Genomic DNA, 13,337 nt, shown 5'->3' with positions numbered 1-13,337 from the left:
CCTACGTGATCCTCAGCAGCATTATAACGATGAATCTGAACCAATATAAGAATTACAAAGGTTCACGGGGTTTCAAACATGATAACAATAAGCAAATATACGCTCCTTGCGGCGTCTGCTATAGCAGTATTAACGACGTCAGGTTGCTCCAGCACGCTGGGGAAAGCGGATCAAGCCAGCAGTAAACCCATGCTACTTAAAGCATCGTTACACACCAGCTCCGAACAGGAAGCGTTAGAAAACACTCAAAAGCCCTTGGTAGATGAAGACTTTGATACATGGGATCGGGTTTTTCAAGGGTTCAAATTGAGTAATCAGTACAGCAAACACCCTACCGTTCAACGCTTCGTGAACTATTACGGGCGCAATCCTGCACAACTCAACCTATTGTCGGAACGCGCTAGTGTCTTTCTGCACATGATTGTTGATGAAACAGAGCGGCGCGGAATGCCTAGCGAACTGGCCTTACTACCCTTTGTAGAGAGCGCTTTTGACGCTGATGTATTTTCTCATGCGGGAGCAGCGGGTCTCTGGCAATTTATTCCAGACACCGGGCGACGCTACGGGCTGCAACAAGCCAAGTATTACGATGCAAGAATGGATCCTTTTGCAGCTACAGGTGCGGCATTGAGTTACCTGCAAAAACTCAATGCAGACTTTAATGGCGACTGGCTTCTAGCATTAGCCGCGTATAACTGCGGCGAAAACCGTGTTCAGCGGGAAATTGATCGCAATCGTGCTAAGGGCTTACCCACCACCTTCTGGCACCTATCATTACCTAAGGAAACCCGTGAGTATGTTCCACGCTTGTTGGCTTTCAAAGAACTGATCGGCAATGCCCCTCGTTATGGCATCACACTTCCGAACACACCTAACCGCGCTCGTCTTGCACAATTACGGGTTAATAAGCCTGTCGATTTGCGTCAAGCGGCCATACAAGCTGGACTAGAACCCGAGACACTTCTGGATTTAAATCCCTGCTTCCGCCGAGGTATCACTACCCCAGAATATTCCAATCGTATTGTCACACCCCGTCAAAATGCTAATACCATCGCTCAAGTGATCGAAGCGCTGCCCCCCGCTAACCGACAAGGTGTTTATGCCAGCAAATCGACAACCAACTACAATAAATTGGCCACCACTCGCATCAAGAAAAAGAGCCGCGTCTACGCCCAAGCAAAAACCAAAAAGACCATTCTCACTGTGCGTAGAGGTGACACCTTGCAGGCAATCGCGCAAAAACACGGCACAACAGTACAAGCCTTGATGCAAAATAACAGCAAGCATTCATCCCAAGTAAAAGAGGGAGAACGCTTAGAAGTCATAGCAACACTATCAAACGAGCGGCGAGCATCATGAATCAGCTAATTGTCATGCTGGAAAAGCAAATTCTTAAACGTGTTACCCTTAAAACGACCAGTATTACCTTGGGGCGCAATAATAAAAGTGACATTACGCTTCCCGATCGCACTATTAGTGCTCACCATGCCCGCATTACGGTGATACGGGATGACTGCTTTTTAGAAGACCTACAAAGCACCAATAACACTTACGTCAATCAGCACATAGTGGAGCGCCATCTACTGGAAGATGGGGATATTATTGGTTTAGGTAAGTACCATATTGTGTTTCGTTCAGAGCAAGGCTTATCTGCACAACTCAAACGACTAACCCTGCATCCAAAATTGATGGACTCAGGGTACGAGGCATGGCTACAGATCAGAGATGGCCATAAGGCAGGGTATATTATTCCCTTAAAAGAAGCCCGCATCGTGTTGGGTAACCAAACGCTTGGGCAAATCTTAGTTGAGCGGACACCATCAGGAGACTATATTAAGCGGGAAAATGGTACGATGAATAATCATCGCACACAAAATCTCTCCCCCGGAGATCTGTTCAAAGTGGAAGACACCACCTTCCAATTTTGCCTGAAGGAGTCAAACACTCATGACAAGCAGCACTCTCCCCACGAGTGATCAGGCTAAACGTTCCACACGACGCGCTTTACAACAGCAACGTGCCTCTCTCTCCACTCATCAACAAAAAACCCTATCGCTACAGGCCGTACAACACCTCAAAACACAACCTACCTTTCGTAATGCCAAACATATTGCCCTCTACTTACCGGTGAGAGGGGAAGCAGATCCCCGGCAGTTACGTTACCGCCCCTTACCTCATCAACAGTTTTACCTACCTGTGTTGTCACCTTTTCATGATAATCGCCTATGGTTTGTACGCTGGAATGCACAGACCCGCTTCCGCCTGAATCGGTTTCGTATTCCCGAACCTTATCCTTATTACCGACACAGTCGCCCTGCCCGCTGGCTAGATATGGTCATCACGCCACTGGTTGCTTTTGATATGCACGGCACACGCATGGGTATGGGCGGGGGCTTCTATGATCGGACCTTTGCATTCAAACGCACCCAACGACATCAAATGCGCCCTCGCTTGTGTGGATTTGCCTATGACTTTCAAAAAATAGATCATATCGAACGACAACGATGGGATATTCCACTGGATGATGCCACTTCTGATGCTAGTTTTTTGCGGTTTGGCACTGGAATATATTAGAATATGCTGATATAGTGTTTTCATCATCAGCAAAGACCTGATACTAGTAACCGCATAGGAGATCATGGAAATGAAAAAATTATTAATTGGCTTGAGCCTGTTGGCTCTGACAGCTACCGCAAGTGCAAACGACTTTTTTGGCGGTAACAATGGCGAATGGAAAATGGGTCCTTACGGCCCTTATTATGAAGAAAGCGACTGGCCAGAATGGACTCCAATGTATTGGATGGATGAAATGATGAACAGCTTTGATGACAATAATAACGATAACGGCTTCATGGGTGGTATGCCATTCATGGGTAACAATAATAACTTCCCAATGATGGGGAATAACAACTTCCCAATGATGGGTAACGGCGCACCAATGGGTTATGGCGCTCCGATGGGTTATGGCGCTCCGATGGGTTATGGCGCTCCGATGGGTATGGCGCTCCGATGGGTTATGGCGCTCCGATGGGTTATGGCGCACCTATGATGCAACCAATGCCAATGGCTCCAATGCAAGCACCTATGATGCAGCCAATGCCACAGATGCAGCAACCAATGCCAACCGCACCGGGCGCAACACCTGGCCCTGCTGCTAACTAATTCCAGCAAGAGCAGTTATACTAAACAGGCCGGTTTATCCGGCCTGTTTGCGTATTAGCAAGACCCACTAGAAGGAAGAGGAAAACCATGAAAAAAATGATTTTAGGCATCGTTTTGGCAGGCATCGTCAGTAGCGCCAATGCTGGCGGCTGGGGCATGGATAATTTTAACATGAACCCGAATATGAATTGGGGCAACAACCCATCATGGGGCAATAGCCCAAGCAATGGTTTCAACATGGGCAATGGCGGCCCATCATGGGGTAGCAACCCGAATATGGGCTGGGGTAACGGCTCCAATATGCCATTCAACTGGAACAATGGCCCATCATGGGGCAACAATAGTATGCCGTGGAATAATAACGGCTGGAATAATGGCTCCAGTATGCCGTTTTGGAACAACGGGCCAAGTATGCCTTTTAACTGGAATAATGGCCCATCCTTCAACAGTTCCAGTTTCCCTGGCATGGGTTGGAGCAATAACAACCCTCAGCGCTACATGCACCAAGCAGCACCAATTGGAATGCAGCCTATGAATGGGATGACTATGAATAATAGCTTACCGCCATTCATGATTCCTCCTACACCACCTGTCGCACCTATTGCTCCCAGTGCCATACCTTCAGAACCAGTAGCTGAGAGTAAAGTTTCCGGTGCACCAACACCTCCGGCACCTTTTCCTGCGACAATCCCGACGATGCCTCTGTTGGATGCAACACCTGCCACAGCAGCACCGAGCACAACATCCACACCCGGACCTATTGCACACTAACCCGGTAACACTGAGGGCGTGCAAATAAATACGCCCTCTATTTTCCAAGGAAGGAAATACCTTGCTAAGCTACCGACATGCCTTTCACGCTGGAAACCACGCTGATGTCATCAAACATGTGGTGTTAGTGTTAACGCTAGACTATTACCAGTGCAAAGATAAACCCTTTTGGTACATTGATACTCACGCTGGTAGTGGCCTTTATCGGCTAAACAGTGCGGAGTCTCAAAAAACCCAAGAATTTGCCCACGGTATTCAGACACTGTGGAATGCTAGTGATTTGCCTGACGCATTACTGCCTTATGTCAATCTGATTCGCTCAATCAACCCGAAACCCTCACTCGACTATTACCCTGGCTCCCCGTGGCTAGCGGCACAGTTACTGCGCAAGCAGGATCAGTTGCGTCTGTTTGAATTACACCCCAACGATTTCAACACACTAAACAACAATCTTGGGCATGATAAACGCATCCAGATTAGCAAACAGGATGGTCTGAAGGGGTTGCTAGGCTTATTACCACCGATTAGCCGACGTGCTGTTACCCTGATTGACCCATCCTACGAACTAAAAACAGATTACAGCGATGTTGTAATCACCCTTGCCAAAGCTTACAAACGCTTTGCGACAGGCACTTACTTGCTATGGTATCCGGTGATTGAACGCCAGCGGGTCAAACAAATGATTCAAGGCTTGCAGCAGACGGGTATTGCAGACATCTTGCAGATTGAGTTCTGCCCAGTAGCCGATAGTCCAGGGCTAGGCATGAGCGGTAGTGGCATGTTCGTCATCAATCCACCGTGGTTATTGGCTAAACAGATGCAAACTCTATTACCGTGGTTACACCAACAAATGGCGGATGCCAACGGGCACTTCACCGTGACTGACATCAAGCCTGCAAAAAATACCTGACAGACTAAAGGATAAATACATGCAATACTGGCTGATGAAATCAGAACCTGATGTGTTCGGCATTGATGACTTAAAAAGAGTCACTGTCGAACCGTGGGACGGAGTGCGTAATTACCAAGCTCGCAATATGATGCGAGATCAAATGCAAGTCGGCGATCAGGTCTTTTTTTACCATTCCAACTGTGACGTACCCGGCATTGTAGGTATCGCCGAGATTGTCACTCAAGGCTATCCTGACGACACAGCAGTAAATCCCGAAGCTAAATACTTTGACCCAAAAAGTGATCCAGCGAATCCACGTTGGTACCGAGTCGATGTAAAATTCATACGCAAGCTTTCACGTACCATCAGTTTGCATGAATTGCGCGAGCAAACTATTCTGGAAAATATGCCACTGGTACGCAAAGGCTGCCGACTTTCTATCATGCCAGTGACCACTGATGAATGGCAGGCTATCCTTACACGAGAATGATTTGATCAACCTCTAGGGTTTTTTGTCATCAGCGTCTGGTTTACAAGCGGCTGCACCGGGTCCAAACAATGGACAAAAGTCTGCGGGTAATTCAATCTTTGGGGCAGTTTTAGCTGCTGCATCGATCATCGCTTGATGATTATCAACCACCGCAGGTAAAGGTTCTGAGGTATTGGTCAATGTTGGTTGGGGTTCTGTCACTACAGTAAGTGGCGACTTACCTTCATTAAAACGCGATAAACGTAAATTCTGAAAAACACGTTTCGACTCCCAATAATCCTTTTGATATTGATGTCGAGCCAACAATTCCTGACGATTTTTAGAAGACAAATCCAAACTGTCTAGCAAACGATCCATGGTAGACAGCTGTAACAAAATAGCTTCCGCTTTAGCGACTAAGCTAGAATGTTTATCATAACCTTCTAACACCGTTTTATCTTGCGAATCAAACTCACGCCTCAAAACATCTAGGCGTTCATATTGTTGTTTATAGGCGAGTGGCAGCACTTTTATGTTGTATGGAGAATCCTGAACAATAGCTTCTGGCACCGTCGAATCTCTTGCCACATAAAGCGACAATGCAGTAATGACTACAATACCCAATAATAATAATGGCAGAATAACCCGCAAAACACCCTCCAGTTTTTCCTGAAAGGAAGGCACTGGAAGGTCTTGTTTAATAACTAATTTTGACATCGGGGTATTCCATCTGGTTGATCATGACTTACCGTAACAACATGATACCAACATAACATTTCTCTATTTTTCTGCCAGAGACTGACTGACAAAACGAGGCTTTTTACGTGTATACGGGATATAAGGCTTATATAAACCTGAATATGCAATGAATGCAATACAAATAAGCAAAGTCACCAGAGAAGACGACTTTTTGGTTAAATTATAATCTTAAATGGCGTGCCCATTAGAGGGAGGACTGGGATTAACAGGAGAACTGGGGGGAGAGGAAAGTTCATTTTTTAGCTCATCAATACCCTGTTTTAGGCTTTGATTTAACTCATCCACACTTTTAGAGAGTGCGCTATCTAAGTCTTTCAAGCCATTTTCCATAAAAATATTTAACTGATCTGCCACAGCATCCATTGCACCACTGACCATTGATCCCATCGTCTTTTGCACATCAACCTGCCAGACATCCTTATTACGCACTAACACTGTTCGAACAGGAATCGCCATGTCACCTTTTTCACCACCATATAATAAAGTGGCTACTTCAGCTATTGTGCCATCAATCTTGATTTCACCTGTTTCAAAACGTTTAGCAAAAACACTTTTACTATTGAGAAATTGCAAGTATTGAGTACTGTCCCAAGTTGTCAGATTTTTAGCTGTATCCATGTCATCATTAAGAACAGCTTGCCAGAACTGATTCACGACCTCGCGTGCTTGTTGTGATTCTGAAGAAAAAAGACAACCAGACAAACAAATACTAGCAGTGAATAAATAGACGATAGAAAACCAGTATTTGATATTCATGATTTAGACTCCAGTCAGCACAGCATTATCATCAACGCCCGTCAACAGAGTTTGCCCGACGGTGTTTTCCAAAGCGATATTATCCGCTACAGATACCCTCACCTTACAATAATTAGGCGTGTAACCGGTATAAATCTGCTGCCCATCATCACTTGACCGCCCATACTCCCACAATACGGGGACAGTCTGACCAATCTGCTGCTGCAACCAATCGTGTTTTAAGCGTTCACCAAGACTATGAAGTGCTTGGCTGCGAGCTTTCTTGACTGTTTCCGCCACTTGATCAGGCAAACGCCCTGCCTTAGTGCCTTCACGAATGGAGTAACTAAAGATATGCAAATGACCAAAGCCTACCGACTCAACATAAGCCAACGTTTGCGCCCATTCCTCATCCGTTTCACCGGGGAACCCCACGATAATATCCGTCGTCACATTAAAACCGGGTACACTGCGCCGTGCTTCTGCCACTAATGCCGCAAACTCGGTGGTTTTACAACGCCGCGCCATACGTCGCAGTACCGAATCTGCACCGCTTTGCAACGGTAAATGCATATGCGGCATCAAACGTGGGTTGGTAAACAAGGCAAAGAAATCGTCTGGTAAGTCCCATGGCTCGACTGAAGCAAAGCGGATGCGAGGAATATCCGTTTCTCGCAAAATCGCCTGCACTAAGGCATACAGAGAGGTACCTGTATCGCTGCCATATCCACCAACATGCACCCCAGTTAAGACGACTTCCTGAATACCCTGCTGATACAGTGTATTGATTTCAGAAATAATATCGTCTTCAGTGCGACTACGCTCATCACCCCGTGCCACCGTGACAATGCAAAAGGTGCAGCGATAACGACAACCGTCCTGAATCTTGATAAAAGCACGATGACGCCCACGAATGAACAACGGTGCTTCACCCGGCTCGGTTGCAATAGCAGGCATAACGGGTAATTCAAAATGTTGCATAACGGTTTGAGGAAGTTGATCTTTTTCGGTATTGGGGATAACCAAATCAACACCCAGCGTTTCGGCAACCTCGGCGGCTTGCAGACTAGCGTAACAACCACTCACGACCAATTTGGCAGTAGGGTTTTCACGGTAGAGGCGATGCATGAGACGCCGAGACTTACTCGACGCCTCATTGGTCACAGCACAGGTATTGAGCACCAGTACATCAGCATCAAGCGCATCAGGGACAATATCATGCCCACCGCTGCGGAATTGTTGTGACCACTGTTCCAACTCCGCCTCATTCAGACGGCATCCTAATGCTTTTAGATGGACTTTCATGAACCTACTTTACAAATTTTCAGGGTGAGTCTCAACCTTAGCTGTTTCCCGCAAGCCTTTAAAGAAGGCATCCAGTTCACGCGTACCGGTACTTTGACTATAAACAGCACCAGCATCGGAACCTAAGCTAGCATCACCAACTTTAACGGCTTTAACGGCAAGCAATGCATAATCACCATTCGCTAAAGCGACACTTCCCCATGTCAACTTATCCTTAGCTGGATGATCCAAAGAGAACGCTTGATCCAATATGTCAGGGGAAAACTTGGTATCAGTGCGTCCTATCAAACCAGATTTTTCAACCGCTGTTTCTGCACCCAAACCGGTAGCTGCCAAAGCAGCGCCCCAGGCTTGAGTCTCTTGTAGTTTTTTCAGCAACTCTTCGCCCTTCTGAGCAGTAAGCTTGCGGGCTTCCTGTGCCACTAAGGCGGTGCGAATATCTTCCCGCACAGTATCCAAAGGCTTCTGGGCGGCCGCTTCATGATTGATCACACGAATAACCACTGCACTACCATCTTCAAGCTCTAGCAGATCAGAGTTTTTACCCGACTTCAGCACATCTTCGCTGAAAGCAGCAGCACGCACTTTATCATTAGCAGCAATACCCTGACCTTGTACTGGTGTGATCCAATCAGTTTGTTGCAGCGTTAAGCCAGTTTCTTTGGCTGCCGGAGCTAAATCACCGTCTTGCTCATAAGCCAGACGTCCCAATACTTCACCTTTATCGAGGAATGCTTTTTCTGCTTGATCTTTACGATAATCATCTTCAACCGCAGCACGTGCTTCTTCGAACGTCTTTGATTTGCTGGGGTTAATCGTAGCAACACGGATAATTTCATAACCGGCTTCAGTTTTCACCGGTTCAGACATTTCACCTGCTTTCAAAGCGAAAACAGCTTTCTCAAACTCAGCTCCCCAATCGCCTGCGACAACAGCACCCATTTGACCGTCTTTCTCAGCAGTAATTTTATCGTCGGAATCCGCACGAGCAATCGCTTCAAAGGTACGGGTTCCAGCTTTGATTTCAGCATAGAGTGCATCAATGCGTTTTTTGGCATCGGCATCTTTGGCCGGATCATCAACAGCCACCAAAATATGGCTAGTGATATGCTCTTCGGGCTGTACGTAATGATCAGCATTGTTATCAAACCATGTTTTCAAAGCTGTATCATCAACCGTTGCCTTAGCCGCTAAATCATCACGCTTAAGCTCTACATAGGATAACTGGGCACGTTCATCGGTCATGTACGCAGCTTTGTTTTGCTCGTAGTACTTCGCAATCTGATCATCAGTCACTTGTGCTTTCGCCTGAAAATCAGCCTGTTTCAACGTAAATACTTCAATATCACGTTGTTGGTTACGCAATGCTTGATATTGCTCTGCCTCAGCTTTTGGCAGGAAAGCAGTATTCATCACAGCACCACGCAATTGCTGCTGAGTCAAATCAGTACGTACTTGCGCTTCAAACTCGACCGGGCTACGGCGTTGTATTTTGAGGAAATTTTCATAAGTCACTTGATCAAATTTTCCATCTTTTTGGAAAACTTCTATCTTGGAAATAGCATCTGCAACTTCTTGGTTGCTGGCTCGGTAACCACCTTGATGAATTTTTTGCTGGATGAGCGTCTGATTGATCACAGAGTCTAGGGCATTACCCTTCAATGCCTCATCCATACCCTCCGGTAACTTGCCGCCAAATTGTTGCTTTATTTGCAATAAAGCATTTTGTACGGTTTTCACCGGAATCTCTTCGCCGTCAACCACTGCCGCAGACAATTTACCACCACCTCCTTGCAGGTAATCATAAATGCCGGTCAGTGCGAATGGAACGATGATAATGCCTACGATAGCGTAAGCAATCCAGCCTTTGGCTTTGTCATGAATTGATTGCAGCATGGTCTTTTACGTTTTTGTGTTTAGTGTTGATTGATGAACGATTAATGCGCACGCCCCACGCACGCAAGAACGCAATCATACAGGAAGAAAGAGGGGGATGAAATGGAAATAGTTGGCGGAGCGGACGGGACTCGAACCCGCGACCCCCGGCGTGACAGGCCGGTATTCTAACCAACTGAACTACCGCTCCGCGATGTTGTAAACAACTTGAAAAAGGAAACAAAAAGGATGCTACATGAGCATCCTTAATCTAAATAGTTGGCGGAGCGGACGGGACTCGAACCCGCGACCCCCGGCGTGACAGGCCGGTATTCTAACCAACTGAACTACCGCTCCGCGATAAAACTGTTAACAATGATGGTGGGTAGTGAGGGGCTCGAACCCCCGACATTCGCCTTGTAAGGGCGACGCTCTACCAACTGAGCTAACTACCCGTCATTGAAAGAGCGCCTAGTTTACGGCATCTTTAAGTGCTTTACCAGCTTTAAATGAAGGAATTTTCGCAGAAGCGATAGAAATTGTTTCGCCAGTGCGTGGATTACGACCAGAACGCGCTTGGCGCTCACGCACGAGGAACGTACCGAAGCCAACCAACGCCACTTGGTCGTCATTTTTCAGTGTATCACTGATGACTTCAACGAACGCTTTGAATGCTTTATCAGTATCAGTTTTAGTCAAACCGGACTTCTCTGCTACTGCATCAATCAATTCTGATTTATTCATAGAAACTTTCCTTATGAATTCATTATAGGGGAAAACCAAAACACTCCTGCTACAACAGTCAGCAGAGCCACCCATGCGGATACGCCCGACAGTTATACCAGCGACATCTAAAATATGTCAACAAAATGACGGACTTCAACGACACAGAAGCATTTGAAGTCCAAAGTAAACATATTAATGCTGCCGAGCAGCGCTATTTTCCTCATCTTCCGCACTCGCAGCAACACCAGAAGGCGGATTATCCTCATCATCAAGGTCTTCATCAGCGGCCAATGGTATGGGTGCATGTTCTAAAGCAAGTGCCAATACCTCATCGATCCACTTAACTGGACGTATTTCCAAACCTTTTTTAACGTTGTCTGGTACTTCTGCAAGGTCTTTTTCGTTCTCCTTGGGAATGAGTACCAACTTGATGCCACCACGGTGTGCTGCTAACAACTTTTCCTTCAGGCCACCGATAGGCAACACTTCACCACGTAAGGTGATTTCGCCGGTCATCGCCACATCGGCACGTACCGGAATGCGCGTCATCGCTGACACCATAGCCGTTACCATACCAACACCCGCACTAGGGCCATCTTTAGGCGTTGCACCTTCTGGCACATGAATATGAACGTTATTCTTTCGCAGAGACTTGCGGGTAATGCCCAATGAACGTGCCCGGCTTTTTACCACTGTCTCAGCCGCATGGATGGACTCTTTCATGACCTCCCCCAAACGCCCGGTACTTTTGATCATGCCACTACCCGGCAGCAGCGCACTTTCAATCGTTAATAATTCACCGCCCACGGATGTCCATGCCAAACCCGTCACTTGACCCACTTGGTTGGTCTTGTCAGCACGGCCATAGTCAAAACGTTTCACACCAAGGTATTTTTCGATATTACGCGGAGTAACTGAAGTCTTTTTCTTGTCATTCAACAAGTGATCCTTAACAGCTTTACGGCACAGTTTGGAGATTTCACGATCTAAATTCCGTACCCCTGCTTCACGCGTGTAGTGGCGGATAACATCCATAATCGCACTATCGCTGATCGTCAACTCACCCTTTTTCAAGCCATTGGCTTTGAGCTGTTTAGGTACCAGATAATTTTTGGCGATATTGAGTTTTTCATCTTCGGTATAACCGGGGATGCGGATCACTTCCATACGATCCAGCAATGGACCAGGAATACGCATACTGTTAGACGTCGCCACAAACATCACATCAGACAGATCGAAATCCACCTCTAGATAATGGTCAGCAAACGTGTGATTTTGTTCAGGATCAAGTACTTCCAGCAACGCCGAAGATGGGTCGCCACGGAAATCGGTGGACATTTTGTCAATTTCATCCAACAGGAACAGTGGATTACGGGTTCCCACCTTGGTTAAATTCTGAACGATTTTGCCCGGCAATGAACCGATATAAGTACGGCGATGTCCACGGATTTCCGCTTCATCACGCACGCCGCCCAATGCCATACGGGTAAATTTACGCCCGGTAGCACGAGCAATGGATTGCCCTAAAGAAGTTTTACCTACACCGGGAGGTCCAACTAAACACAAAATTGGCCCTTTGATTTTTTTAACTCGCTGTTGCACAGCAAGGAACTCGAGGATGCGTTCTTTGACCTCTTCCAGACCGTAGTGATCTTCATTGAGGACTTTCTCTGCATCACCCAAGTTATTATTAACTTTGGATTTTTTCTTCCACGGCAGATTAACTAACCAGTCGATGTAATTGCGCACAACAGTCGCTTCGGCTGACATTGGCGACATCATTTTGAGCTTTTTCAACTCAGCTTCTGCTTTATCCTTCGCCTCTTTCGGCATACCAGCAGCATCGACTTTACGTGCCAAATCTTCCATTTCATTGGGCGCGGCATCATCCATCTCGCCGAGTTCTTTCTGGATGGCCTTGATCTGCTCATTCAAGTAGTACTCGCGTTGGCTGCGCTCCATTTGCTGCTTAACGCGTCCACGAATTTTCTTTTCTACCTGCAATAAATCGATTTCACCCTCGACTAATTCCATCAAGTACTGAATGCGTTCTTCCACATCCAGCATTTCCAGAATCTTTTGTTTTTCGGCAATTTTCAGACCGAGGTGGGCAGCAATGGTATCCGCCAAACGCACAGGATCATCAATGCTCGACAGTGAAGATAAAATTTCCGGTGGAACTTTCTTATTCAGTTTGACGTATTGTTCAAACAGGCTAACCAGTGAACGACTCAATACATCAATCTTGCGACTATCACCTGTTGCGGAAGCGCATACCTTAACCCGTGCAGCAGAGAAATCACCGTCATTATCAATAGAGATAATTTCAGCACGCTCCAACCCTTCTACCAATACTTTCAGCGTACCATCTGGCAGCTTCAATAATTGCAGAATGGTGGCTAACGTTCCCATGGTATGCACATCATCAAGATCTGGGGCGTCAACCTCAGCACTTTTTTGTGCAACCAACAGGATTTGCTTATTGCTATCCATGGCCATATCCAGCGCCTGGATGGACTTATTGCGCCCTACGAACAGGGGAATAACCATGTGTGGATAGACCACGACATCACGCAAAGGTAAAACAGGAACGATGATTGATTCAGCCATAATAAGCACTCACTGTGGAGGATAGAAGGGCGG

14 protein-coding genes and 3 tRNA genes are annotated in these 13,337 nt (G+C 46.6%); 8 read left to right on the top strand and 9 right to left on the bottom strand.

Annotation, left to right across the window (positions count from 1 at the left end; translation table 11 throughout):
* The first annotated feature begins 189 nt into the window (after positions 1-189).
* From Q394_RS20375 to Q394_RS0113395, 8 genes are all read left to right on the top strand, one after another.
* On the top strand, positions 190-1,359 hold the full coding sequence (locus Q394_RS20375; protein ID WP_051543441.1) for a transglycosylase SLT domain-containing protein: 1,170 nt from the start codon (positions 190-192) through the stop codon (positions 1,357-1,359).
* A complete protein-coding gene (locus Q394_RS21580) occupies positions 1,356-1,976 on the top strand; it encodes an FHA domain-containing protein (protein WP_051543440.1) in 621 nt (206 codons plus the stop codon). The genes Q394_RS20375 and Q394_RS21580 overlap by 4 nt, the downstream gene beginning before the upstream one ends.
* Entirely contained in the window at positions 1,948-2,574 is a 627-nt protein-coding gene (locus Q394_RS0113415; RefSeq protein ID WP_028489722.1) for a 5-formyltetrahydrofolate cyclo-ligase, read from the top strand. Before Q394_RS21580 ends, Q394_RS0113415 begins: the two co-directional genes overlap by 29 nt.
* Positions 2,575-2,638: 64 nt before the next feature.
* Entirely contained in the window at positions 2,639-3,049 is a 411-nt protein-coding gene (locus Q394_RS22755) for a hypothetical protein (protein WP_211248814.1), read from the top strand.
* Complete coding sequence (locus Q394_RS23100) at positions 3,010-3,162, top strand: hypothetical protein (protein ID WP_211248813.1); 153 nt, start codon at positions 3,010-3,012, stop codon at positions 3,160-3,162. The genes Q394_RS22755 and Q394_RS23100 overlap by 40 nt, the downstream gene beginning before the upstream one ends.
* A gap of 87 nt (positions 3,163-3,249) precedes the next feature.
* Positions 3,250-3,933, top strand: a complete 684-nt coding sequence (locus Q394_RS0113405) for a hypothetical protein (protein ID WP_028489720.1) — start codon at positions 3,250-3,252, stop codon at positions 3,931-3,933.
* A 61-nt stretch (positions 3,934-3,994) separates the two neighbouring features.
* Positions 3,995-4,843, top strand: a complete 849-nt coding sequence (locus tag Q394_RS0113400; protein ID WP_028489719.1) for a 23S rRNA (adenine(2030)-N(6))-methyltransferase RlmJ — start codon at positions 3,995-3,997, stop codon at positions 4,841-4,843.
* Between the two features lie 19 nt (positions 4,844-4,862).
* Complete coding sequence (locus tag Q394_RS0113395; protein WP_028489718.1) at positions 4,863-5,315, top strand: EVE domain-containing protein; 453 nt, start codon at positions 4,863-4,865, stop codon at positions 5,313-5,315.
* Positions 5,316-5,327: 12 nt separating this feature from the next.
* On the opposite strand, the gene Q394_RS0113390 is transcribed toward Q394_RS0113395, so the two are convergent.
* The 9 genes from Q394_RS0113390 to lon all read right to left on the bottom strand — a co-directional run bounded on the left by Q394_RS0113390 (position 5,328) and on the right by lon (position 13,304).
* Positions 5,328-6,011, bottom strand: a complete 684-nt coding sequence (locus tag Q394_RS0113390) for a hypothetical protein (protein ID WP_028489717.1) — start codon at positions 6,009-6,011, stop codon at positions 5,328-5,330.
* Positions 6,012-6,221: 210 nt separating this feature from the next.
* Complete coding sequence (locus tag Q394_RS0113385; RefSeq protein WP_028489716.1) at positions 6,222-6,809, bottom strand: hypothetical protein; 588 nt, start codon at positions 6,807-6,809, stop codon at positions 6,222-6,224.
* 3 nt (positions 6,810-6,812) lie between these two features.
* A complete protein-coding gene (gene mtaB / locus Q394_RS0113380; RefSeq protein ID WP_028489715.1) occupies positions 6,813-8,093 on the bottom strand; it encodes a tRNA (N(6)-L-threonylcarbamoyladenosine(37)-C(2))-methylthiotransferase MtaB in 1,281 nt (426 codons plus the stop codon).
* Between the two features lie 9 nt (positions 8,094-8,102).
* Complete coding sequence (locus tag Q394_RS0113375; RefSeq protein ID WP_028489714.1) at positions 8,103-9,989, bottom strand: SurA N-terminal domain-containing protein; 1,887 nt, start codon at positions 9,987-9,989, stop codon at positions 8,103-8,105.
* 113 nt (positions 9,990-10,102) lie between these two features.
* Positions 10,103-10,179, bottom strand: a tRNA-Asp gene (locus Q394_RS0113370).
* Positions 10,180-10,248: 69 nt separating this feature from the next.
* A tRNA-Asp gene (locus Q394_RS0113365) sits at positions 10,249-10,325 on the bottom strand.
* 22 nt (positions 10,326-10,347) lie between these two features.
* Positions 10,348-10,423, bottom strand: a tRNA-Val gene (locus Q394_RS0113360).
* Between the two features lie 16 nt (positions 10,424-10,439).
* Entirely contained in the window at positions 10,440-10,787 is a 348-nt protein-coding gene (locus Q394_RS0113355) for an HU family DNA-binding protein (RefSeq protein ID WP_169735900.1), read from the bottom strand.
* A gap of 99 nt (positions 10,788-10,886) precedes the next feature.
* Positions 10,887-13,304, bottom strand: coding sequence for an endopeptidase La (gene lon / locus Q394_RS0113350; RefSeq protein ID WP_028489712.1), 2,418 nt, complete (start codon positions 13,302-13,304; stop codon positions 10,887-10,889).
* Positions 13,305-13,337 lie beyond the last annotated feature (33 nt).

Source organism: Thiothrix lacustris DSM 21227, assembly GCF_000621325.1.
Classification (GTDB): domain Bacteria; phylum Pseudomonadota; class Gammaproteobacteria; order Thiotrichales; family Thiotrichaceae; genus Thiothrix; species Thiothrix lacustris.
Note: the sequence above shows the minus strand (reverse complement) of the source record. Positions and strands in the feature narration are given on the sequence as shown.

Bases quoted from the DNA above. Each gene is read 5' to 3' on its own strand.
- Q394_RS20375 (WP_051543441.1), top strand. From the start codon at position 190: ATGCTACTTAAAGCATCGTTACACACCAGCTCCGAACAGGAAGCGTTA.
- Q394_RS21580 (WP_051543440.1), top strand. From the start codon at position 1,356: ATGAATCAGCTAATTGTCATGCTGGAAAAGCAAATTCTTAAACGTGTT.
- Q394_RS0113415 (WP_028489722.1), top strand. From the start codon at position 1,948: ATGACAAGCAGCACTCTCCCCACGAGTGATCAGGCTAAACGTTCCACA.
- Q394_RS22755 (WP_211248814.1), top strand. From the start codon at position 2,639: ATGGAAATGAAAAAATTATTAATTGGCTTGAGCCTGTTGGCTCTGACA.
- Q394_RS23100 (WP_211248813.1), top strand. From the start codon at position 3,010: ATGGGTTATGGCGCTCCGATGGGTTATGGCGCACCTATGATGCAACCA.
- Q394_RS0113405 (WP_028489720.1), top strand. From the start codon at position 3,250: ATGAAAAAAATGATTTTAGGCATCGTTTTGGCAGGCATCGTCAGTAGC.
- Q394_RS0113395 (WP_028489718.1), top strand. From the start codon at position 4,863: ATGCAATACTGGCTGATGAAATCAGAACCTGATGTGTTCGGCATTGAT.
- Q394_RS0113390 (WP_028489717.1), bottom strand. From the start codon at position 6,011: ATGTCAAAATTAGTTATTAAACAAGACCTTCCAGTGCCTTCCTTTCAG.
- Q394_RS0113385 (WP_028489716.1), bottom strand. From the start codon at position 6,809: ATGAATATCAAATACTGGTTTTCTATCGTCTATTTATTCACTGCTAGT.
- mtaB (WP_028489715.1), bottom strand. From the start codon at position 8,093: ATGAAAGTCCATCTAAAAGCATTAGGATGCCGTCTGAATGAGGCGGAG.
- Q394_RS0113375 (WP_028489714.1), bottom strand. From the start codon at position 9,989: ATGCTGCAATCAATTCATGACAAAGCCAAAGGCTGGATTGCTTACGCT.
- Q394_RS0113355 (WP_169735900.1), bottom strand. From the start codon at position 10,787: ATGGGTGGCTCTGCTGACTGTTGTAGCAGGAGTGTTTTGGTTTTCCCC.
- lon (WP_028489712.1), bottom strand. From the start codon at position 13,304: ATGGCTGAATCAATCATCGTTCCTGTTTTACCTTTGCGTGATGTCGTG.